The following is a 22,438-nucleotide window of genomic DNA, read 5'->3' as shown; positions in this document are numbered from 1 at the left end:
CAATCCAATACATTCTCTTGTTTTCTCTTTTAATCTCTCTTATACTCTCGAATACTCACTTCGCATTTCATTTTTTGCATTTGCGATTTTTGGCGTTTTCTGATAAATTTTAATATGTACGATCAAAAAGGAGACTGTTATGCAGAAAATGCTTTCCTATGTCCGCCGTGCGGTGGACCATTACCATATGATAGATGAGGGCGACAGGATTGCGGTCGGCGTTTCCGGCGGCAAGGACTCGCTCGCGCTGCTCGTGGCGCTCAGCCAACTGAGTCGCTTTTATCCGCACCGTTTTACAGTTGTAGCTATTACATTGGAGATGGGCTATGATGAGATGGACTTCTCCCCTGTACAGACGCTGTGCGACAAGCTGGGCGTCGAGTACATCCGCGTCCCCACCCAGATCGGCCCTATCGTGTTTGATATCCGCCACGAGGAAAACCCCTGCTCGCTCTGTGCCAAGCTACGCCGCGGCGCTCTGCACGATGCCGCCCGCAAGGCAGGCTGCAGCAAGGTTGCGCTCGGCCATCACTTTGACGATGTAGTCGAGACCTACATGCTTTCCTTATTCTATGAAGGCCGCATTTCGTGCTTTTCGCCGGTAACCTACCTCGACCGCGCCGACATCACGCTCATTCGTCCGCTGCTGTATGTGCCGGAGCATTATGTGCGCTCGTTCGCCAAACGGCATGAGCTGCCTATCGTGCACAATCCGTGTCCGGCGGACGGCAACACCAAGCGGCAGGAGATCAAGGATTTGCTGAAAAGTCTCGAAAAGACCATGCCCGGTGTGCGCGAGCGCATTTTCGGCGCCATGCAGCGCTACCCGCTCGAGGGCTGGGAACCGGACAAGACCCGCCGCGATTACAAATGATCTGTTCCCTGTATAAAAAGAAAGGAGATGAGAACCATGATCCAGATTGGCTTCTGCGCGACGATCTCAGTGTGCTCGATGAACTGCACGAGCTGCTCGGCAGCTACCGTGCGGAACACAACGCCGATATCGCCCCGACAGCCTTCCAAAGCCCGTTCGAGCTGCTGGCGTCCATCGAAAAGGGCGCACGCTTTGATATTCTGCTGCTCGATGTGCTCATGCCCGGCGAAAACGGCATCGAAGCCGCCCGCGAGATCCGTCAGTACGACTCCAACGTGAAGATCATCTTTCTCACCTCATCCGCAGAGTTTGCCGTGCAGTCGTATACGGTGGGCGCGTATTTCTATCAGCTCAAGCCGATCTGGCCGGAAAGCTTCTTCCGGCTGATGGATTCGGTCATTGCCGCCTGCTCGCGTGAGAGCAGCGCCAGCCTGATTCTGCGCTGCAGAACCGGCATCACACGCGTTGAACTGGATAAGCTGGAATACTGCGAGGTCATCCGCCGTTCCCTGCTGCTGCACAAGACTGACGGCACTGTGCTCGAGGCCGCCGGCAGCATGGACAGCCTGTGCGAAAGCCTTGCCGAACACAGGAATTTTCTGCGCATTCACCGCTCCTACCTTGTAAATTTAGAGCATATCCAGATGATCACGCCGAAAACGCTTGTTATGTCCAGCCGCGCCGAGCTGCCCATTCCGCGCGGACGCTACAACGACATCAAGGATGCGTACCTTGAACACGCCTTTCAGAAAGAGCAGGTGTTCCTGACATGATCGCACTCGCTGTTGACCTTTGCAACTCCGTTGCCGTTACGCTGTTCGGCATCGCACTCTCTGCAGCATTCTGCAATATCCACTGGACGCCCAAGGCGAAAAAGCGCATGCTGCTGTACACACTGATGATCTTCTGCCTGTCCGGCATCGCCTACCTCGGTGTGGACCCGGGCTTCGGACGCTATCTGTATCCGCTGCACACCCACCTGCCGCTTGTGCTCGCGCTGTGCTCGCTCAGTCATGAACGCCTGTGGCCGGTGATTTCCGTGCTGACGGCGTACCTGTGCTGTCAGCTGCGGCGCTGGCTGGCGCTGATCGCGGTCGCTATCTTCTCCGGCGGAGACACCATGCAGTACGCTGTGGAAATGATCGTCACCGTGCCGCTGCTCATTCTGCTGCTCAAGACCGCACCTGCCATCCGGTCGGTGTCGCAGTATTCGCTGGCGGTGCAGTGTCAGTTCGGCATTGTGCCCGCGGTGTACTATGCGTTTGACTATGCCACCCGCGTTTACACCGACCTGCTGTTCTCCGGTTCGGCCGTAGTCGTGGAGTTCATGCCGTTCGTATGCAGTGCGGCGTACCTGCTGTTCCTGATTCACATTTCCAGAGAGCAGCACGCGCGGCTGCGTTTGGAGGAGCTGAAAAGCAATCTTGACCTGCAGGTGCATCAAGCCGTCCGTGAGATTGAAGCACTGCGTATCTCTCAGCAGAAAACCCGCACCTACCGGCATGATCTGCGGCATCATCTGCAGTACATCACCGCCTGCATCGAGAATGAGCAGTATGAGCAGGCACTGCAGTACATTCACTCCATCAGCGAGGAAATCGAAGCCAGCCGCGTGACCGTTTACTGCGAAAACGAGGCCGCAAACCTGATTCTCTCATCGTTTGCCGACCGCGCCAAGGCGCAGAGCATCCTGCTTGCGGTGCATGCCGTGCTGCCCAATCAGCTGCCGCTTGCCGAGAGCGACCTGTGCGTGCTGCTCTCCAACGCGCTTGAGAATGCGATTCACGCATGCAGCGAGCGCGCGGACGGCATTCCCGGACACATCGAGGTGCAGACATACGAAAAAGCCGGAAAGTTCTTCCTGCAGGTTGTCAACGACTGCACGCAGCCGGTGCAGTTCAGCCACGGCGTGCCGGTCTCCGACTGCGCCGGACACGGCATCGGCGTGCACAGCATTTGCAGCATTGTCGAGCGCTACGGCGGCGTATACAGCTTTTCGGTCAGGAATCAGCAGTTTATCCTGCGAATTTCACTTTAATAATTGCATAAGAAAAAACGCTCTGTTTTCACAGAGCGTTTTCTTATAAACAGTAGCAAACACCGTGCAGAACTGTAGTTCCGCCGACAGCATTTTATCTCTTATTGGAGCGCTTCCAGATACGCATCTTCTCCGCTTCCTGAATCAGCTGCTCACGGAAATCCGGATGCGCAACCGAGATCAGAGCCTCCGCACGCTGCCATGCAGTCAGACCCTTGAGGTTTACCTTGCCGTACTCGGTGACAAACCAGTGCGCGCACGGACGGGCATCGGTAACGACCGAGCCGTTCTCGAGCGTCGGACGAATACGGCTCTCGAGCGTGCCGTCCTTCTTCTTAAAGGTGGACGAGCAGCAGATGAAGCTCTTGCCGCCCTTGGACAGATACGCGCCCAGAACGAAGTCCAGCTGGCCGCCTGCACCGGAAATCTGCTTGATACCGGCACTTTCTGCGTTCATCTGGCCGAACAGATCCACATCCACGATATTGTTGATGGAAATGAAGTTGTCGATCTGTGCGATGGTGCGCGCATCGTTAGTATAGGATACCGGTGCAGACATGCACTCCGGATTATCATTTACAAAATCGTACAGCTTCTGGGTGCCTGCGCCGAACGCGAACACCTGACGGCCGCGGTCGATGGCCTTCTTCGAGCCGTTGATCTTGCCTGCACGGGAGATGTCAACGAATGCGTCAACGTACATTTCAGTATGAACGCCGAGGTCCTTCAGGTCAGACTCCGCGATCATCGAGCCTACGGTATTCGGCATGCCGCCGATGCCCAGCTGCAGGCAGGCGCCGTTCGGGATTTCCTCCACGATCAGCTTTGCAACCGCCTTATCAACCTCGGTCGGCTCGCCGCCTGCGCCCATCTGCGGCATTTCGGTGTCGCTCTCAACGATCATATCCACCTGCGAAATGTGAATGCCGTCCTCAAAGCCGCCGAGGCAGCGCGGCATATACTTGTTAACCTCAACGATGATAACATCGGATACATCGCAGATGGCTTTGAGGTGCGAAGCCTGCGGACCGAAGCTGAACCAGCCATGTGCGTCCATCGGCGCCACCTGAATCATGGCTACATTGACATGACGGACGTTCTCGCGGTACCAGCGCGGCATCTCGGAGTAGCGCAGTGCGCTGTAAAAGCCGAAGCCCTCCATGCATGCCTTGCGCTCAATGCCGGACATGTGCCACGAGTTCCAGGTGATCTTGTCAGCTGCATCCGGAATATCGAATACCGCCGGTCGGCGCATGAGTACACCGCCGCGGAAGTTTACGTCCTCCAGCTCGCCCATGCGGGCAGCAAGTGCCTTGTCCAGTGCAACAGGCGTACCCGTACACCAGCCGTAGTCTACCCAGTCACCCGATTTAACAACTTTAACGGCTTCGTCCGCCGTTGTCAGCTTCTGCTGATACAGTGCAGTATAATCCACGCTGATTCCCTCCGTCTTACTTGTTCTTCATTGTTTATTCTTTAACAATCATGCTTACTTATGATTATAATCTCTTTTGGGGTACAGGTCAACACAGGTTCGCAAAAAAGAGTGAGAATCCATTCAAACCGCTCCCCGCCCTCTTTTCCTTATATTTCACCCTGTTATTTTAATTTTTGCACAAAATACCGCCCGCTTACCCTTCAAAAATACTGAAAATCCGCATGAAAATCAGGGGTTGATTTTCTGCGCTAAAGTGTTATAATAGTAAACAAGATATGAACTGAATTACAGGAGGTTTTCTAAAAATGAAGACGAAGAAACTTCTTGCACTGCTGATGGCAGGCGCAATGAGTGTATCCATGCTGTCCGGCTGCGGCGGCTCTGCTGCCAAGACCGACGACTCGAGCGCCGATGCGGCTGACACCTCAACTTCCGCTGAGAGCGATATTGATTATGTAAAGAGCAACGGCAAGCTGGTCATCGGCATCACGGATTTCGCACCGATGGATTATAAGGAAGACGGCTCGGACGAGTGGGTCGGCTTTGACGCGGACATGGCAAAGGCTTTCGCAGAGAGCCTGGGCGTAAAAGCTGAGTTCATCGAGATCAACTGGGACAACAAGATCATGGAGCTGGATTCCAAGGGCGTTGACGCTGTTTGGAACGGCATGACCCTGACCGATGAGGTCAAGACCTCCATGAACTGCTCCGACCCGTATGCAACCAACGCACAGGTTGTTGTTGTTCCGTCCGACAAGGCTGACGCTGCCAAGGACATCGAGTCCATCAAGGATATGACCTTCGCTGTTGAGTCTGGTTCCGCCGGTGAGGCTGCTGCACAGGCTGCCGGTCTGAATGCAACTGCAGTTCAGTCTCAGGCTGACGCACTGATGGAGGTTGCCGCAGGCACCTCTGATGCCTGCGTGATCGACCTGCTGATGGCAGGCGCTATGATCGGCGAGGGCACCAGCTACCCGAACCTGACCTACACCGTAAACCTCAACGAGGCCAACGGCGAGGAGGACGAGAACTACGTTGTAGGCTTCCGCAAGGGTTCTGATCTGACCGAAGCATTCAACAACTTCTACAAGGGCGCCCACAAGGACGGCGTTGTTCTTTCCTTCGCCCAGAAGTACGGCGTACAGGAAGCAATCGTAGATCCGGAGGCTTAATCTCCCATCCCCCAGTTAATATAAGGCAGAAGGCGGACTACCGTCTTCTGCCTTATGTGTCAAAGGAAATAAAGTAAAAAAGAGGTAAAGAGGAAACGACATGTTTGCCAATGTAACACTCAGCCTGATGGGCGGCTTTGTTACCACCGTACAGCTTTTCTGCCTGACGCTGGTATTCGCTCTGCCGCTCGGCCTGCTTATCAGCTTCGGCTCGATGAGCCGCATTACACCGCTGCGCGCACTCATTAAAATCATCGTCTGGATCGTCCGCGGCACGCCGCTTATGCTCCAGATCATCATCATTTTCTACGGTCCTGCCCTGCTGTGGGATATTTCCCTGCCGCGCTTCACCGCTGCGCTGGTGGCGTTCGTCATCAACTACGCCTGCTACTTCTCGGAAATCTTCCGCGGCGGCATTCAGGGTATCCCGAGTGGTCAGTATGAGGCCGGTCAGGTGCTCGGCATGACCAAGAGCCAGATCTTCTTCAAGGTAACGCTGCTGCAGGTCATCAAGCGCGTTATCCCGCCGATGGGCAACGAGTTTATCAACCTTGTTAAAGATACCGCTCTGGCGCGTACCATCGCGGTATACGAGGTGCTGTGGATGGGCGAAAAGTTCATCAAGAGCGCCGGTATCATCTGGCCGCTGTTCTACACCGCCGTATTCTACCTGCTGTTCAACGGTATTCTGACCCTGCTGTTCGGCTGGATCGAAAAGAAAATGGATTACTTTAAATAAGGAGGAGCCGTTATGCCTATTCTGGAGGTACAGCACCTTTATAAGAACTTCGGCTCTACCAAGGTGCTTAAAGACATCAGTTTTACATTGGAGCGCGGCAAGGCGCTTGCCATCATCGGCTCGTCCGGTTCGGGCAAGACCACGCTGCTGCGCTGCCTGAATTTTCTCGAAACCCCGAATGAGGGTAAGATCATCGTAAACGGCGAGACACTGCTCGACGCTGCCGACCATGCCGCCAAGAGCGATGCGCAGATTCGCAAGAACCGTCTGCACTTCGGCATGGTGTTCCAGTCGTTCAATCTGTTCCCGCAGTACACCGCACTCGAGAACGTCATGCTCGCTCCCCTGCTGCAGGCCAAGGAACGCCCGGACTACAAGCAGAGAAAACGCGAGATTCACGAGCAGATCGAGCACCGCGCCATCGAGCTGCTCGAGATGATGAGCCTCGAGGGCCGCATGAGCCACTATCCGCACCAGCTGTCCGGCGGTCAGCAGCAGCGCGTTGCCATTGCGCGTGCGCTCGCGCTCAAGCCCGATATCCTGTGCTTCGACGAGCCAACCTCGGCGCTCGACCCCGAGCTGACCGGCGAGGTGCTGCGCGTTATCCGCTCACTGGCGGACCAGCACACCACCATGATCATCGTCACCCACGAGATGGCGTTTGCCCGCGATGTGGCCGATCATGTCGTGTTCATGGACGGCGGCACCATCGTTGAGGAGGGCACGCCGACAGAGGTATTTGAAAATACACATAACGAGCGAACCCGCGCATTTTTGAGCCGTTTTTCGCAAAACAGCTAAAGAACGGAAATTTATACAAAAACTTTTCGGTACTTTTCACCATTACCCCATTTACAAATCACAATAAATACGTTAAAATAGTCCCGTAATAAGATTGCGGGACTTTTTATTGTCTTTTTGTACAGGTTTAGTTGGTCAATTTTTGATGAAATTATTGTTTGTTTGTGTTGAAGTTTTGGCGCAAATTTGCTACAATAAGAACACAGGAAAAAACCACCCTGTAAAATCATGTAATAAAAAGCCGCACGGCCTTTTATAAAATTTTTGATTGGAGATGTTTCTACTATGGCTATGGATGCTTTCAGCGCCTCCCTGATGAAGGACAAGAGAGAGATCGTCATTGCCCCGACTATTTACAAGTTTGACACCTTTGGTGCTTTCGCTGAGGAGTTCAAGCTGGGCGAGCGCGACGTCGTTCTGACCAACGAATTCATCTACAAGCCCTTCATGGAAGAGCTTGGCCTCAAGAGCAAGTTCGTATTCCAGGAGAAGTTCGGCGCAGGCGAGCCTTCCGAGGCTATGATCGAGACCATGTACGAGGCTATTCCGTACGATTCCTACGACCGCGTAATCGCAGTAGGCGGCGGTGCTATCATGGACCTTTGCAAGCTGCTCGGCTGCAAGCGCCCGACCTCCGTACATGAGCTGTACTTCAAGCGCGAGCCTGTTGTACATGAGAAGGAAGTTATCGCTATCCCGACCACCTGCGGTACCGGTTCTGAGGTTACCAACATTTCTGTTGCTATCGTTAAGGACGAGAAGGACGGCAAGCTGACCGGCGGCGATACCAAGCTCGGCCTGGTTTCCGACGACATCATCCCGAACAAGGTTTGCCTGGTTCCGGATCTGCTTAAGACCCTGCCGTACAAGCCGTTCGCAGCATCCGCTATCGATGCTCTGATCCACGCTACCGAGTCTTTCCTGTCCCCGCACCGCAAGACTGTTACCTCCGAGATGTTCTCCGTTAAGGCTATGGAGATGATCCTCGAGGGCTTCCGCCGCATCGCTCTGGAAGGCCCGGACGCTCGTATGGATTACCTCGGCGAGTTCGTTCACGCTTCCCTGTTCGCAGGCATCGCATTCCTGAAGGCTGGCTGCGCTACCGTTCACGGTATGTCCTTCCCGCTCGGCGGCACCTACCACGTTCCGCACGGCGAGTCCAACTACGCTCTGTTCGGCAAGATCCTCGAGATGTACGACGAGTACGAGCCGGCTGGCGAGCTGGGCAAGTTCAAGGAGATCGTTGCTCGCTGCCTGGGCTGCACCAAGGAAGACGCTCTGCGCACCCTGAACGTAACCCTGGAGAAGGTTCTGCACCTGAAGCCGCTGCATGAGTACGGCTTCAAGGAAGAGGACGTTAAGGCATTTGCACTGTCTGTTGATGCAAACCAGCAGCGTCTGATCACCAACTCTTACCGTCCGTGGAGCATCGAGCTCAGCGAGCGCGTATACAAAGAGTGCTTCTAATTTCCGTATGTAACGCCTGAATAGGGCGGGGAGTCCCGTCTCCCCGCCCTGTTTTCTTTATTCATGTTATGTGCACCAAATTGTAATGAGAAAGGATACTTGATCACTTATGATGACCAAAGACCAGTACATTGAATCCTTGCGCAAGCTGAACCTCAACCTGTATATGTTCGGCAAGAAGGTAGAGAATCCGGTTGACGACCCGGTTATCCGTCCTTCCCTGAACTCCTTCGCCGCTACCTACGAGCTGGCTGAGGACCCGCAGTATCAGGATCTGATGACTGCTACCTCCCACATCTCCGGCAAGAAGATCAACCGCTTCACCCACATGCATCAGTCCACCGACGACCTGATCAAGAAGGTTAAGATGCAGCGTCTGCTCGGTCAGAAGACTGCAGCTTGCTTCCAGCGCTGCGTAGGCATGGACGCTATGAACGCTGTATTCTCCTCCACCTACGAGATCGACGAGGCTTGCGGCACCAAGTACCACGAGAACTTCCTCAAGTTCCTGACCCGCGTACAGGACGAGGACCTCGCAGTTGACGGCGCTATGACCGACGTTAAGGGCGACCGTTCCCTCGCTCCGTCCAAGCAGGCTGACCCGGATCTGTTCCTGCACGTTGTAGAGCGCACCGCTGACGGCGTATACGTTACCGGCGCCAAGGCTCACCAGACCGGCTTCGTAAACTCTCACGAGGTTCTGGTAATGCCGACCATCTCCATGCGCGAGGGCGACGAGGACTACGCGATCTCCTTCGCTGTACCGACCGATTCCAAGGGCATCACCCTGATCTACGGCCGTCAGTCCTGCGACACCCGCAAGATGGAAGAGTACAACGACATCGACGTTGGCAACAAGGTATATGGCGGCCACGAAGTTCTCGTTATCTTCGACCGCGTATTCGTTCCGAACGACCGCATCTTCCTCAACGGCGAAGTTAAGTTTGCCGGCATGATCGTAGAGCGCTTCGCAGGCTATCACCGTCAGTCTTACGGCGGCTGCAAGGTCGGCGTAGGCGACGTTCTGATCGGCGCTACCGCTCTGGCTGGCGATATGGCTGGCTCCTCCAAGGCTTCCCACGTTAAGGACAAGCTGATCGAGATGACCCACCTGAACGAGACCCTGTACTGCTGCGGTATCGCTTGCTCCTCTCAGGGCACCAAGACCAAGGCAGGCAACTATCTGATCGACCTGCTGCTGGCTAACGTCTGCAAGCAGAACGTTACCCGCTTCCCGTACGAGATCGCTCGTCTGGCACAGGATCTGGCAGGCGGCCTGATGGTAACCCAGCCGTCCGAGGCTGATTACCGCAACCCGGAGCTCAAGCCGTACATCGAGAAGTACCTCAAGGGCGTTGCTTCCGTTCCGACTGAGGACCGTATGCGTCTGCTGCGCCTGATCGAGAACATGACCATGGGTACTGCAGCTGTCGGCTATCTGCCGGAGTCCATGCACGGTGCAGGCTCGCCGCAGGCTCAGCGCATCATGATTGCCCGTCAGTCCAACCTTGAAATGAAGAAGGAACTGGCAAAGAAGATTGCTCGCATCAAGTAATCTCTGAGCAAACTATAGGCACTCATGGAGCACCCGTGAGTGCCTGTGTTTGCGTTATTACCTATTGTTTCCCTATGGTAACATTCGGAAATGATACATAGAAAGGGGTTGTGCGCCTTGCTGCGCTGCACGGTAAAATTCTGCGGCGGCTGCAATCCGCGCTATGAGCGCGGAGACGCCTACAAGGCGATTTGCGCTGCCCTGCAGGACACCGCCTCATTCTCCTATCCGGAGGACGGTGTTCCTTATGACGTACTGCTGATCCTACGCGGCTGCACCGGCTGCCCGTATCTCTATGAGGAGATCGAGGCCGCGCACCGTGTTGTTGTTGCCGCAGCGGATGAGATTCCGCAGGCGATAGATAGAATCAGGTCTTTCACGTCACAGGCGTGACCACTGTAAAACCGGTCGCACTATTATCAGGAGGATTGATAAACATGAAGAAAGTAAGCATCATCACCGCGGAGGAAGCTGCTCTGAAGGTTCAGGACGGCGATACCATTGCTACCGGCGGTTTCGTATCCTGTGCTTGCCCGGAGACCCTGTCCAAGGCTCTCGAGAAGCGTTTTCTTGAGACCGGCCACCCGCAGAACCTGACCCTGTTCTTTGCAGCCGGTCAGGGCCACCGCGATGGCACCGGCGGTGACCATTACGGCCATGAAGGCATGGTTAAGCGCGTTATCGGCGGCCACTGGGACCGTGCTCCGAAGCTCGGCGAGCTGGCTCTGAACAACAAGATCGAGGCTTACAACCTGCCGCAGGGCGTTATCTCGCACATGTACCGCGATATCGCTGCTCACAACATCGGCACCATCACCCACGTTGGCCTGAAGACCTTCGCTGACCCGCGCAACGGCGGCGGCAAGCTGAACGACGTTACCAAGGAAGATCTGGTAAAGATCGTTAACATCGAGGGTCAGGAGCGCCTGCTGTACAAGGGCTTCCCGATCAACGTTGTATTCCTGCGTGCTTCCTACTGCGATGAGTACGGCAACTGCACCGTACATCGTGAGATCGGTCCTCTGGACGTAACTGCTATGGCTCAGGCGTGCAAGAACTCCGGCGGCAAGGTAATCGTTCAGGTTGAGAAGATCGTTCAGGGCGGCTCTCTGGACCCGAAGCTGGTTGCTATCCCGGGCATCTATGTTGACTCTGTTGTAGTCGGCACCGAGGAGGAGAACATGCAGTGCCTCGGCATGCCGTACGACGGCGCGCTGACCGGCGAGTTCCGCATCCCGGTTGACGCTATCCCGCCGATCCCGATGGACGCTAAGAAGATCATCGCCCGCCGCGCTGCTATGGAGCTGCCGCAGGACGCTATCGTAAACCTCGGCACCGGCGCACCGGAGAAGATCGCTAACGTAGCTGCTGAAGAAGGCATCTCCGACAAGATGACCCTGACCGTTGAGGCAGGCTCCATCGCAGGTGTACCGTACGGCGGCACCCAGTTCGGCGCTGCTGCCAACGCACAGTGCATCATCCCGCACAACGTACAGTTCGACTTCTATCAGGGCGGCGGCCTTGACGTTGCATTCCTCGGCCTGGCTGAGACTGCTCCGAACGGCGACCTGAACGTATCCAAGTTCGGCACCCGTCTGGCAGGTGCAGGCGGCTTCATCGACATCACCCAGAACGCCAAGAAGGTTGTTTACTGCGGCACCTTCACTGCAAAGGGCCTCAAGACTGAGTGCAAGGACGGCAAGCTCGTTATCACCCAGGAAGGCGCTAAGAAGAAGTTCGTTAAGCAGGTTGAGCACATCACCTTCTCCGGCGATTACGCTAACGAGGTACATCAGCCGGTTCTGTACATCACCGAGCGCTGCGTATTTGAGCTGCGTCCGGAAGGCGTTACCCTGACCGAGATCGCTCCGGGCATCGACCTGCAGACCCAGATCCTCGACCAGATGGAATTCGTTCCGAAGATGGCTGACGAGATCAAGACCATGGACGCTCGCATCTTCCGTGACGAGCTGATGGGTCTGGCTAACGACTGATCAATTCTATTTGTGCAGATTATGCAAACGGAAACCGGCCTTTTCATATAATTTTACAGAATCGACCAGTTTCCCTTGCATTCTGCCGAATGGTTTGATAAAATATTAACGAACTCAAGAAAATCGAGTTTCCATCACCATGCGGCGGCATAGTTTTTTCGCCGCATCAGTAGAAAAGGAGAAACAGCTAAATGAACGTTTACATCTGTTCCGCTGCCCGTACTGCAATCGGCACTTACGGCGGCACCCTCCGCGATGTACACTCCTCCGAGCTTGGCACCGCTGCTGCAAAGGCAGCTATCGAGCGTGCAGGCGTTGACAAGGAAGCAATCGACGAGGTTCTGTTCGGTCAGGTACTGCAGGGCGGCGTAGGCCAGAACGTAGCACGTCAGGTTTGCCTGAAGTCCGGTCTGCCGATCACCACCCCGGCTATGACCCTGAACAAGGTTTGCGCTTCCTCCATGCGTGCCATCTCCCTCGGCACCCAGATCATCCGTTCCGGCGAGAACAAGATGATGCTGGTAGGCGGCTGCGAGTCTATGTCCGGTGCTCCGTACATCTCCCGCGATACCCGCTGGGGTGCTCGCATGGGCGACAAGAAGCTGGTCGATATGATGGTATACGACGGCGTATTTGATGTATTCAACCAGTACCACATGGGCATCACTGCAGAAAACGTAGCTGAAAAGTACGGCATCACCCGCGAAATGCAGGACGAGATCGCTCTCGCTTCCCAGCAGAAGGCAGCTGCTGCCATCGCTAACGGCCGCTTCAAGGACGAGATCGTTCCGATCGAAGTTAAGAAGAAGAAGGAAACCGTTATCTTTGATACCGACGAGCATGTAAAGCCGAACACCACTCTGGAGATCCTCGGCAAGCTGCGCCCGGCATTCAAGAAGGACGGCGGCACCGTAACCGCAGGCAACGCTTCCGGCATCAACGATGCAGGCGCTGCAATGATCATCGCTTCCGAGGAGTTCGTTAAGGCAAACGGCCTCAAGCCGCTGGCTAAGGTTCGTGCCTGGGGCTCTGTAGGCTGCGATCCGTCCATCATGGGCGTAGGTCCGATCGAGTCCACCCGTCAGGCTCTGTCCCGCGCAGGTCTGACCGTTGCTGACCTCGACCTGATCGAGTCCAACGAGGCATTTGCTGCACAGGCTGCTGCTGTTAACCGTGAGCTTGGCTTTGATATGGACAAGGTTAACGTAAACGGCGGCGCAATCGCTCTGGGTCACCCGATCGGTGCAGCCGGCTGCCGCATCACCACCACCCTGATCCACGAAATGATCAAGCGCGACCTGACCATCGGTCTGGCTACCATGTGCATCGGCGGCGGTATGGGCGAAGCTATCATCGTTGAGCGCGACGAGCTCTGCAAGTAAGTCTTGCTATAGGGGGCTTCAAAAGCCCCCTATATACCAAAATCAGTTCCGTAGAAACTGATTTTGGATACCCGAACGACGCCGCCCACGGCGGCTGGGTCGGGGTGTAAAAACCCACGCGCATGTCGCGGGTTTTTACGAACAGGAACGAGTTCCTGTTCTATTTGATTGCAAACATCCTTTGGATGTTTGATGGCCTCCGAATAGAGGTCAGCCTTGAGCGTTTTACGCTCATAGCACATATTCTGAAAGGAAGTCTTAAAAATGACTGACGTAGTAATCGAAAAAAAGGGTCATGTTGCGATCGTTAAGATCGAGCACATGAAGGCTATGAACGCTCTGTCCACCGACATGTACGCACAGCTGGAAGAGGCATTCGACGAGCTGGCTAAGGATCTGGACGACGTTTATGCAGTAGTTCTGACCGGTTCTTCCACCGTTAACAAGAAGGGCAAGACCGTTAACTCCTTCGTTGCAGGCGCTGACATCTCCGAGATGGCTACCAAGACCTGTGCAGAAGGCAAGCTGTTCGGCAACGAGTCCAACCGCGTTTGCTGGAAGATCGAGAACTTCAAGCGTCCGGTTATTGCTGCCATCAACGGCTTCTGCCTCGGCGGCGGCTGCGAGCTGGCTATGTCCTGCGACATCCGTCTCGCTTCCGAGAACGCTTCCTTCGGTCAGCCTGAAGTTGGTCTGGGCATCACCCCGGGCTGCGGCGGCACCCAGCGTCTGGCTCGCTTCGTAGGCGCAGGCAAGGCTAAGGAAATGCTGTACACCGCTCGCGCTAACTACACCGCTCAGGACGCTCTGGACATGGGCCTGGTTAACTACGTATATCCGCTGGAGAACCTGCTCGATGAGGCTGTAAAGCTGGCTGAGGAGATCGCTGCTCAGGCTCCGATCGCTGTTTCTCTGGTTAAGGAAGCTGTAAATGTTGGCATGCAGACCGACCTGAACTCCGCTCTGAAGTTCGAGGGCAACTGCTTCGCACAGTGCTTCGCTACCGAGGATCAGAAGTACGGCATGGCTTACTTCCTGGACAAGAACCGCGACAAGCCGGCTAAGGAATTCAAGAATAAGTAAGCATTGAGACAGTCGGACCGCACAATTCAAAACCAGATTGTGCGGTTTTGACTAATCAATATTCGCAATACCTGTTCATCCATCCGCAAAGAGTGAGAGAGAGGTTAATTTAGCATGAAAGTTTGTGTATTCGGCGCTGGCAACATGGGCGCACGCATCACTGAGGTATTTCTGAACGCAGGTCATGACGTTACCATGATCGACATCAAGCCGGAGTTCACCGAGCGCGGCAAGACCGTTATCACACACGATTACGAGTTCCTCGTAAGCAAGGGCAAGATGACCGCAGAGCGCAAGGACGAGCTGCTCGCTTCCCTCAAGACCTCGGTTGACCGCAAGGACGCTGCCGATGCTGACTTCATCATGGAAGTTATTCTGGAGCGCATGGATCTGAAGAAGGACCTGCTGGAGGATCTGGACAAGATCTGCCCCGCTCACACCATCTTCGCTTCCAACACTTCCGGTCTGTCCATCACCGAGATGGCTGCCTGCATCCCGCACCGTTCGGATAAGTTCATCGGCTGCCACTTCTTCAACCCGGCTCAGATCATGAAGCTGGTTGAGGTTACCCGCGCGATCCAGACTTCGGACGAAACCTTCCAGACCGCATTTGACCTGATGGCATCCCTGGGCAAGACCCCGGTTGCCGTTAAGGAAGGTCCCGGTTTCGTTGTAAACCGCATCCTGATCCCGATGATGAACGAGGCAATGGGTATCGTTGCTGACGGCATCGCTTCCCCTGCTGATGTCGACGTTGCCATGCAGCTTGGCGCAGGCATGAAGTCCGGCCCGCTGCACACCGCTGACCTTGTTGGCCACGACGTAAACCTCGCAATCATGGAGACGCTGTACCGCGAGACCGGCGACCCGAAGTACCGTCCGCATCCGCTGATGCGTCAGATGGTTCGTGCCGGCTGGCTGGGCGTTAAGACCGGCAAGGGCTTCTTCGACTATGATGGTCCTTTCGGCAAGGAGATCGTGAAGAAGTAATCGCTTTGCAATATAAAAAGCATCTGTGCTTCGGCATAGATGCTTTTTTATATTCTCAGTCTGTAAATTTTTTCACACATTGCACAAATAGTGCAAGTAATGTTTATTTAATTCGCCAATTTTTGTCATAAGCTATGGTAATTTTTTAACATACACGATATAATATTAACTGTATGGGAAATATAATCTAACCAATGCTGCAGAGGCGGTAAATGCTGCCAAATCGCCGCACAATGCCGCAAGAACAGCATATCTGGTTCGGTTTAAACCAAGGTGCCCGCTGTACACGCTGATCGTGTACAGACTGGTTTCCGAGGCTCCCAGCATCACTGCGGCCACGCGTCCGGCATAGCTGTCCGGTCCGCAGCGTCGTATAATTTCACTGCCCATTGCCAGTCCCCCTCCTCCGCTGATCGGCTTCAGCAGGGTCAGGACTGTGCATTCTTTCGGTATGCCCAGTATACGCAGTGCGGGCGCGAGCACGCTTGCCGCAATATCAACGGCACCTGAGGCGCGCAGCATGAACACGACTGTCAGCATCCCGACCATAACAGGCAGTATCTGCACCGCGGTTTTCAAACCGACGGCTGCACCGCGCAGAAAAGTTGGAAATACGTCCACGCCTTTGCACAGCGCATACAGGCTGATTCCTGCCAAAAGTGCCGGAATGAGCGCGTTCTGCAAAATCTGCAATCATCTCCCTCCTTGTATTATTTCCCTTGCTTGGAAATTTTTTGATGATTGTTTGCTTATTCGACAAATTTCTTGCTTTTCATGTGTGATAATACTACTTGTAAGGCGCACTTACCTGTCCCGCTATTCCCCATCCGGAAAAAATGGACGCAGCAGTTTACTGCTGAGCAGCACCGCCGCAACGGAAGCCGCAGAAGCTCCCCACACCGGCAGCATAATATCAAATGGCGCGTGTGCTCCGCAAGCCGCACGAACCGCCGCCACCGTAGACGGAATCAGCTGAATTGAGGTTGCATTCAGCACGATCAGCGTCAGCACGGTATCCGGCGCTCCGCTCCGCCCTGCAAGAACATACAGCCGCTCTGACGCACGCAATCCCAACGGCGTTGCCGCGTTGGATAACCCCAGCAAATTTGCCGTTACATTGGCGCTTACTGCTTCCATCGCCTGCTTATCCTGCGATGCACTTCCGAACAAGGGACGCAGAACAGGTGCCATCAGACGGGACAGCCGCTCTGCCAGTCCGGAAGCCTGCAGCAGCTCCATCACACCGCTCCAGAAGCACATCAGCCCGGTGATACTGATCGCCAGCGTGATCGCTTCCGAAGCCCCTGTGGGTACCGCTGCCGTAACCTCTGCCAGCCTGCCCGTGACCGCACCGCATAGCAGCGCCATACAAAGGAACACCGTCCAGATAACGGACAGCATATCGTGTTCCCCCCTTCCGTCCAACATCCCAAGTGAGTGGGATTTGGTAATACATTTTTTATGATGAAGAAATGGAGTGTGTTGAAAATGAAATCCACCGGTATTGTTCGTAAGGTTGATGAACTTGGTCGCATCGTGCTCCCGATTGAGCTGCGCCGCACTATGGGCATCGAAGTAAAGGACGCTCTGGAAATCTACGTTGACGGCGATCATATCGTCCTCAAGAAGTACGAGCCGTCCTGCGTATTCTGCGGTAACGCAAAGGACATTATCCACTTCAAGGGTAAGAATGTCTGCAGCGATTGCGCACATGAGCTCGGTCTGCTTTAAGCCTTTACATAGCAACACTGTCACGCTGCTTCTGTTTGCCGACTTTCCGCTTGGAAAGTCGGTTTTTTTATTTTTCACCGCGTCGCTGCGCTGCTTCGGCGCGGTATTTCGCCTGTGTGGCTCTGCCGCCGCGTATGTGCCGCTCCTGCTTGTTCACCTGCAGAACGGTCTGTACGCGCTCATACAGCTCGGTATTCAGCTTTTGCAGGCGCGTTGTGATATCCTTATGTACGGTTGACTTGGATATTCCGAACCGTGCCGCAGTCTGCCGCACGGTGGCCTTCTGCTCGATCATGTACTGCGCCAGACGGATCGTGCGCTCCTCCGGTAAGCCCTTCACCGCTGTTTCCCTCCTGCCTGATGAGGTTTCATCTGTGACAGTGTATGTTGGTTCGGGGACGGTTAGAACGCATTTGTATCCGTTTAAGGGCAAAAGAAAACGCGCTGCTATTGCAGCGCGCAGTCTGTCGAAAAAGTCGTATAGTCAGCATTTCGCGCGGCAGCGCGCACGAAACAGCATTTGCTCTGCAAATGCTCAAAAAGGGTGAGCATGTATCACCCTTTTTGAACTTCTGGAGGGAGAAAGTTTCTGTATAGGAACTTTCGGACGACTTTGGAACGGCCCACGGTCCGTTCCTGCTTGTCGGCGAAACTGTAGTTTCGCGACAGCCTCAGCGCTGCTATTGCAGCGCGTGCATTCCCTGTGTGTGATAGGTAATCAGCTGATTCAGTCCGGCACGGACCTCGCTCGGGCGAACGCGGTTCTTGAGGATATGCACCGTCCCGTCCACCAGATTACGTGCCATGATCTGCGCCATCATCGGGCTGTTCTCCTCGTCAGCCAGCATGGGCACGATCTTGGACGCAATCAGCTCAATCATTACCGGCCGCAGGTTTTCATATCGAGTGCCGTTGGCCTGCTCCATGATAAGAAGAAGGCCGTATTTCTCCGCCAGCAGCAGTGAGAGTACCTCCTCGGTGAGCAGCATCCGGAATTCCTGCGCGTCCATGTTCAAGTCAAACCGCATGCTGCGGAAGCGCAGGATCATGCGCTTCAGGCCGTCTGCAGCGCTGTCAGTCAGCTCGTAAAACAGCTCCTCCTTGTTTTTGAAGTAGTGGTAGAGATTGCTCTTGCTGATATTTACCTTGTCCGCGATCATCTGCAGTGAGGTGCGGTCGTACCCACGCTGCAGGAATAAATGCTCGGATTCGAGCAGAATTTTGTGTCGAAGTTCGTCTTTTAGTACCTGCACAATAAGGACCACCCGTTCATTTCTTACATTTATTATAAAACAGGGCGACATAAATTGTCAAGAAAGCATAAAAAATTGAGAATGGAAAATGTAGAATCAGCGTGATGTTTTACCTTTGCGTGGGAGCTCAATGTACTCCCCTTACGGGATATCGTGTGCATACCGTTACAAATTGATTTTCAATTCTTCTCAACCAAAAGAGCATAAAAAAAGAACCCGAAAATTCGGGTTCTTTTGCTTTGTACTTACGCGCCGAATACCTTGAGGACAAAGCCTGCGGCAACAGCGGAGCCGATAACACCGGCTACGTTCGGGCCCATAGCGTGCATGAGCAGGAAGTTTGCCGGATTGGCCTTCTGGCCCTCGACCTGCGAAACGCGGGCTGCCATCGGAACGGCAGATACACCAGCCGAGCCGATCAGCGGGTTTACCTTGCCGCCGGTCAGCTTATACATGATCTTGCCGAACAGCAGGCCGCCGACGGTCGAGAACGTGAACGCGATCAGGCCAAGGATGATGATCTTGATGGTCTCCCAGGTCAGGAAGGTGGACGCAATCGCCTTGCAGCCTACCGACAGACCGAGGAAGATGGTGACGATGTTGCACAGCGCGTTCTGCGCGGTGTCGCTCAGGCGGTCGGTTACGCCGCACTCACGCAGCAGATTGCCCAGCATGAGCATGCCGATCAGCGGAGCGGTATCCGGAATCAGCAGGATAACGATGATGGCAACTGCGATCGGGAATACGATCTTCTCGGTCTTGGAGACCTGACGCAGCTGCTCCATCTTGACCTCGCGCTCCTTCTTGGTGGTCAGCAGGCGCATGATCGGCGGCTGGATAAGCGGTATAAGCGCCATATACGAGTACGCCGCAATAGCGATGGCGGGCAGATAATCCGCTGCCAGACGGGAGGCGACCAGAATGGAGGTCGGGCCGTCCGCACCGCCGATGATGGCGATGGCTGCCGCAACCTTGCCCGGGAAGCCGAGCACAAGCGCGAGCAGGAATGCAGAAAAGATGCCGAGCTGTGCCGCTGCACCCAGCAGCAGCGAGGACGGGCGCGCGATCAGCGGGCCGAAGTCGGTCATGGCACCGATGCCGAGGAAGATGATGGACGGATAAATCGCATGCTGGACGCCCTGATAGAACACCCACAGCATGCCGGGACTGGAACCGTCAACCGGTGCATTAAGCAGGCCGGTCAGCGGCAGATTGGCCAGCAGCATGCCGAATGCGATCGGAACGAGCAGCAGCGGCTCAAACTTCTTGCCGATACCCATGTACAGCAGCACGCATGCAATGATGATCATGATCAGGCTGCGCGGGTCCTCCGCGAAGGACGCGAAGCCCGAGCTTGCCAGAATGCTGCCTAATGCACCGAAAAACGAAAATTGCATAGTACGCGCCTCCCGTTACATCGTGCAGAGTGCTGCGCCGGTCTGTACGGAAGCGCCCTTCTGTACACAGACAGAGCCGACCGTGCCGTCATGCGGTGCGCAGATCTCGTTCTCCATCTTCATGGCCTCGAGAATAAACAGCACATCGCCGCCCTTAACAGCCTGACCTGCCGTGCATCGGATATCCAGAATGGTGCCCGGCATGGGCGCTGCAACGGTCTCACCGCCTGCAGGCGCTGCTGCGGGTGCGGGTGCTGCTGCCGGAGCCGGCGCTGCCGCGGGTGCCGGTGCTGCTGCAGCCGGTGCCGGTGCGGGAGCCGCGCCGGTCGGAACTGCGCTTACCGACCCCTTTTCTACTTCTACTTCAAACTGCTTGCCGTTAAGCGATACCTGATATTTCATGTTTCTTTCTCCCCTTAAACCGCCTTGATGGACTTAAATACAAGCTGATCGAGCGGAATGCCCGTTTCGTGGCTGACGATAGCCATAACGCAGGCCGCCTCCACCTCGCTGACGCCTTCCAGCTTGACCTGCGGAGCAGGTGCCGGTGCTGCTGCCGGAGCTGCAGCCGCCGGAGCCGCTGCACCGACCGAAGCCGGATGCGCGGTGTGCTTTTCGAGCGCGCCCATCACACGGGAAATAACAGCGATGACACCCCAGAGAAGTGCCAGCATCAAAAATACAATAACGATACCGGACAGGGCGATCATGAGCGCGTCCAGTACGCTGATTGGATCGTGTACCATGCTCACTTAACCTCCTTGAACGAATAGCTTGCGGTGAAGGTCTGTTCCCGACGCTCAAAGAACTGCTCTGCCTGCTGCGGGAATGCGATATAGGACAGGACGTCCTCTTCACTGCGGGCATGCGTGCCGAGATGCTCGCGTGCAGCCGGAAATTCCGGCTCGAGCGTATCGGCAAAGCGGCCGGTCATCGGCTGCTCGTCACCGAGCACCTGCTTGGCGAGTTCGGGATTGACTTCGCCCGGTGCCTTGCCGTATTCGCCGCGGATGTAGCTCTTGATCTCCTTGCCGATCGACTTATAACGGCCGCCGAGGAGAACGTTGACCGTTGCCTGTACGCCGACCATCTGCGAAAGCGGCGTTACCAGCGGCGGATAACCCATATCGGCACGCACGCGCGGCGTTTCGGCGAGTACCTCATCGAGACGGTCGATTGCGTTCTGTGCCTTCAGCTGTGCCACCAGATTGGACAGCATGCCGCCCGGGATCTGGTACACGAGCGCATCGGTCTTGGTGGACAGGACATACGGGTCGAACATACCGCTCGCCGCGAACTTGTCCTTGACCGGCACGAAAAATTCGTTGATCTCATGCAGCGTTTTGGAATCCACGCCGCAGTCATAGCCCATCTGCTGGAGCGCGTAGACCATGGACTCGGTCGCAGGCTGGCTGGTGCCGCCCGACATGCACGAGGTTGCACAGTCGATGCCGTCCGCACCGGCTTCCGCTGCCTTTAGATAAGTCATATAACCCAGACCGGTGGTCGCGTGTGTATGCACATAAACCGGAATTTTGATGTTCTGCTTGAGTGCGGTAACCAGGTCATAGCACTCCTGCGGAGACATGATGCCCGCCATATCCTTAATGCACAGCGAGTTGCAGCCCATGGCTTCGATCTGCCTGCCGAGCGAAACGAACATCTCCAGATTGTGGATCGGACTCAGTGTGTAACAGATACAGCCCTGTGCATGGCCACCTGCCTTGAGGCATTCGTCCACAGCGGTCTCGATGTTGCGCAGATCGTTCAGCGCATCAAAAATACGGATGATATCCATGCCGTTCTCGATGCACTTGCGGACAAAACGGCGCACGGTATCATCCGAATAATGGTGATATCCGAGCAGGTTCTGACCGCGCAGCAGCATCTGCAGCTTGGTGTTCTTCATGTGAGATTTGATCTTGCGCAGACGCTCCCACGGGTCCTCATGCAGATAGCGCAGGCAGGAATCAAAGGTCGCACCGCCCCAGCACTCAATCGAGTGATAACCGGCCTGATCCATCTCATCGAGAATGCCCTCGAAATCCTCAAACGGCATTCGCGTCGCAATCAGCGACTGCTGCGCGTCACGCAGCACCGTTTCGGTGATGTGCATTTGTTTCACAAGTATGCCCCCTCCTTCGGGAAATAAATGGGTTTCGTGATTCCCCTCATTAACCCCATATATATAATTGTATCATATCACTTTCTGCACCCGCTTGCAAGAATATGATTCCTTAATTTTGCACAGCTGCACTTTACTTTTTTCACCGCATTCGGAATTGACTTTTTGCTCTCAATGCAGTAATATAAATATATCGCGTGCTGCGACTCCGCACGAAAGAGCCGCTCGCGAAAACTTTTGTTTTTATGTCTCAGTAGCTCAGTTGGATCGAGCGTCCCCCTCCTAAGCATGTGTTTTATCACAGAGAATTTTCTCTGGTCGCGGACCGTTGTTAGATAAAGATACGAATGGATTTTGAAATTTACTCATTCAGAGCCGCGCAAAAACGTGAAATATGAT

Annotated in this window: 23 protein-coding genes; 14 read left to right on the top strand and 9 right to left on the bottom strand. The window is 55.0% G+C overall.

Annotation, left to right across the window (positions count from 1 at the left end; translation table 11 throughout):
• Positions 1-139 precede the first annotated feature (139 nt).
• From DWZ82_RS12360 to DWZ82_RS12350, 3 genes are read left to right on the top strand one after another with little or no spacing between them, the layout of a single operon-like run.
• Positions 140-874 (top strand): tRNA lysidine(34) synthetase, encoded by a 735-nt coding sequence (locus tag DWZ82_RS12360; RefSeq protein WP_118481070.1) that lies wholly within the window; start codon positions 140-142, stop codon positions 872-874.
• A complete protein-coding gene (locus tag DWZ82_RS12355) occupies positions 871-1,647 on the top strand; it encodes a LytR/AlgR family response regulator transcription factor (RefSeq protein ID WP_243022949.1) in 777 nt (258 codons plus the stop codon). The genes DWZ82_RS12360 and DWZ82_RS12355 overlap by 4 nt, the downstream gene beginning before the upstream one ends.
• Entirely contained in the window at positions 1,644-2,912 is a 1,269-nt protein-coding gene (locus DWZ82_RS12350) for a sensor histidine kinase (protein ID WP_118481069.1), read from the top strand. The genes DWZ82_RS12355 and DWZ82_RS12350 overlap by 4 nt, the downstream gene beginning before the upstream one ends.
• A gap of 94 nt (positions 2,913-3,006) precedes the next feature.
• Here DWZ82_RS12350 and DWZ82_RS12345 read toward each other — a convergent pair whose 3' ends face one another.
• Entirely contained in the window at positions 3,007-4,347 is a 1,341-nt protein-coding gene (locus DWZ82_RS12345; protein WP_118481068.1) for a butyryl-CoA:acetate CoA-transferase, read from the bottom strand.
• A gap of 308 nt (positions 4,348-4,655) precedes the next feature.
• Here DWZ82_RS12345 and DWZ82_RS12340 point away from each other — a divergent pair, with 308 nt between their 5' ends.
• From DWZ82_RS12340 to DWZ82_RS12295, 10 genes are all read left to right on the top strand, one after another.
• Complete coding sequence (locus DWZ82_RS12340) at positions 4,656-5,522, top strand: transporter substrate-binding domain-containing protein (protein WP_118481067.1); 867 nt, start codon at positions 4,656-4,658, stop codon at positions 5,520-5,522.
• A 100-nt stretch (positions 5,523-5,622) separates the two neighbouring features.
• Positions 5,623-6,261 (top strand): amino acid ABC transporter permease, encoded by a 639-nt coding sequence (locus DWZ82_RS12335; protein ID WP_117492066.1) that lies wholly within the window; start codon positions 5,623-5,625, stop codon positions 6,259-6,261.
• Between the two features lie 12 nt (positions 6,262-6,273).
• Positions 6,274-7,062 carry an amino acid ABC transporter ATP-binding protein gene (locus tag DWZ82_RS12330; RefSeq protein ID WP_118481066.1) on the top strand — a complete coding sequence of 263 codons (789 nt, stop codon included), beginning with the start codon at positions 6,274-6,276 and terminating at the stop codon, positions 7,060-7,062.
• A gap of 285 nt (positions 7,063-7,347) precedes the next feature.
• Positions 7,348-8,529 carry a 4-hydroxybutyrate dehydrogenase gene (locus DWZ82_RS12325; RefSeq protein WP_227600691.1) on the top strand — a complete coding sequence of 394 codons (1,182 nt, stop codon included), beginning with the start codon at positions 7,348-7,350 and terminating at the stop codon, positions 8,527-8,529.
• Between the two features lie 109 nt (positions 8,530-8,638).
• Positions 8,639-10,084, top strand: coding sequence for a 4-hydroxyphenylacetate 3-hydroxylase family protein (locus tag DWZ82_RS12320; protein WP_118481065.1), 1,446 nt, complete (start codon positions 8,639-8,641; stop codon positions 10,082-10,084).
• Positions 10,085-10,201: 117 nt separating this feature from the next.
• Positions 10,202-10,477, top strand: coding sequence for a hypothetical protein (locus tag DWZ82_RS12315; protein WP_110437399.1), 276 nt, complete (start codon positions 10,202-10,204; stop codon positions 10,475-10,477).
• 44 nt (positions 10,478-10,521) lie between these two features.
• On the top strand, positions 10,522-12,078 hold the full coding sequence (locus DWZ82_RS12310) for an acyl CoA:acetate/3-ketoacid CoA transferase (protein WP_117555204.1): 1,557 nt from the start codon (positions 10,522-10,524) through the stop codon (positions 12,076-12,078).
• A gap of 191 nt (positions 12,079-12,269) precedes the next feature.
• Positions 12,270-13,460 carry an acetyl-CoA C-acetyltransferase gene (locus DWZ82_RS12305; RefSeq protein WP_118481064.1) on the top strand — a complete coding sequence of 397 codons (1,191 nt, stop codon included), beginning with the start codon at positions 12,270-12,272 and terminating at the stop codon, positions 13,458-13,460.
• Between the two features lie 264 nt (positions 13,461-13,724).
• The gene (locus DWZ82_RS12300) at positions 13,725-14,543 is read left to right on the top strand and encodes an enoyl-CoA hydratase-related protein (protein ID WP_118286159.1); all 819 of its coding nucleotides are present in this window, start codon (positions 13,725-13,727) and stop codon (positions 14,541-14,543) included.
• 114 nt (positions 14,544-14,657) lie between these two features.
• Positions 14,658-15,533, top strand: a complete 876-nt coding sequence (locus DWZ82_RS12295; RefSeq protein ID WP_117492169.1) for a 3-hydroxyacyl-CoA dehydrogenase family protein — start codon at positions 14,658-14,660, stop codon at positions 15,531-15,533.
• A 165-nt stretch (positions 15,534-15,698) separates the two neighbouring features.
• On the opposite strand, the gene DWZ82_RS12290 is transcribed toward DWZ82_RS12295, so the two are convergent.
• Positions 15,699-16,226 carry a spore maturation protein gene (locus tag DWZ82_RS12290; RefSeq protein ID WP_330423321.1) on the bottom strand — a complete coding sequence of 176 codons (528 nt, stop codon included), beginning with the start codon at positions 16,224-16,226 and terminating at the stop codon, positions 15,699-15,701.
• A 123-nt stretch (positions 16,227-16,349) separates the two neighbouring features.
• Complete coding sequence (locus DWZ82_RS12285) at positions 16,350-16,934, bottom strand: nucleoside recognition domain-containing protein (protein ID WP_118481063.1); 585 nt, start codon at positions 16,932-16,934, stop codon at positions 16,350-16,352.
• An 87-nt stretch (positions 16,935-17,021) separates the two neighbouring features.
• On the opposite strand from DWZ82_RS12285, the gene DWZ82_RS12280 reads away from it, so the two are divergent.
• Positions 17,022-17,264 carry an AbrB/MazE/SpoVT family DNA-binding domain-containing protein gene (locus DWZ82_RS12280; protein ID WP_110437393.1) on the top strand — a complete coding sequence of 81 codons (243 nt, stop codon included), beginning with the start codon at positions 17,022-17,024 and terminating at the stop codon, positions 17,262-17,264.
• Positions 17,265-17,331: 67 nt separating this feature from the next.
• Here DWZ82_RS12280 and spoIIID read toward each other — a convergent pair whose 3' ends face one another.
• The 6 genes from spoIIID to DWZ82_RS12250 form a co-directional block, all read right to left on the bottom strand.
• Entirely contained in the window at positions 17,332-17,604 is a 273-nt protein-coding gene (spoIIID, locus tag DWZ82_RS12275; protein ID WP_117492171.1) for a sporulation transcriptional regulator SpoIIID, read from the bottom strand.
• A 340-nt stretch (positions 17,605-17,944) separates the two neighbouring features.
• Positions 17,945-18,517: a TetR/AcrR family transcriptional regulator gene (locus DWZ82_RS12270; protein ID WP_158557297.1), complete on the bottom strand. Its 573-nt coding sequence runs from the start codon at positions 18,515-18,517 to the stop codon at positions 17,945-17,947.
• Positions 18,518-18,762: 245 nt separating this feature from the next.
• Positions 18,763-19,914: a sodium ion-translocating decarboxylase subunit beta gene (locus DWZ82_RS12265; RefSeq protein ID WP_118481062.1), complete on the bottom strand. Its 1,152-nt coding sequence runs from the start codon at positions 19,912-19,914 to the stop codon at positions 18,763-18,765.
• A gap of 15 nt (positions 19,915-19,929) precedes the next feature.
• Positions 19,930-20,316: a biotin/lipoyl-containing protein gene (locus DWZ82_RS12260; RefSeq protein ID WP_118481061.1), complete on the bottom strand. Its 387-nt coding sequence runs from the start codon at positions 20,314-20,316 to the stop codon at positions 19,930-19,932.
• Between the two features lie 14 nt (positions 20,317-20,330).
• Complete coding sequence (locus DWZ82_RS12255; protein ID WP_118481060.1) at positions 20,331-20,660, bottom strand: OadG family protein; 330 nt, start codon at positions 20,658-20,660, stop codon at positions 20,331-20,333.
• A 2-nt stretch (positions 20,661-20,662) separates the two neighbouring features.
• Positions 20,663-22,030 carry a pyruvate carboxylase subunit B gene (locus tag DWZ82_RS12250; protein ID WP_243022950.1) on the bottom strand — a complete coding sequence of 456 codons (1,368 nt, stop codon included), beginning with the start codon at positions 22,028-22,030 and terminating at the stop codon, positions 20,663-20,665.
• Positions 22,031-22,438: the final 408 nt, after the last annotated feature.

Origin of the sequence: Butyricicoccus sp. AF35-5AC (assembly GCF_003477715.1) — a bacterium.
Taxonomy (GTDB): domain Bacteria; phylum Bacillota; class Clostridia; order Oscillospirales; family Butyricicoccaceae; genus Agathobaculum; species Agathobaculum butyriciproducens.
This window is presented reverse-complemented; position numbering and strand designations above follow the sequence as displayed.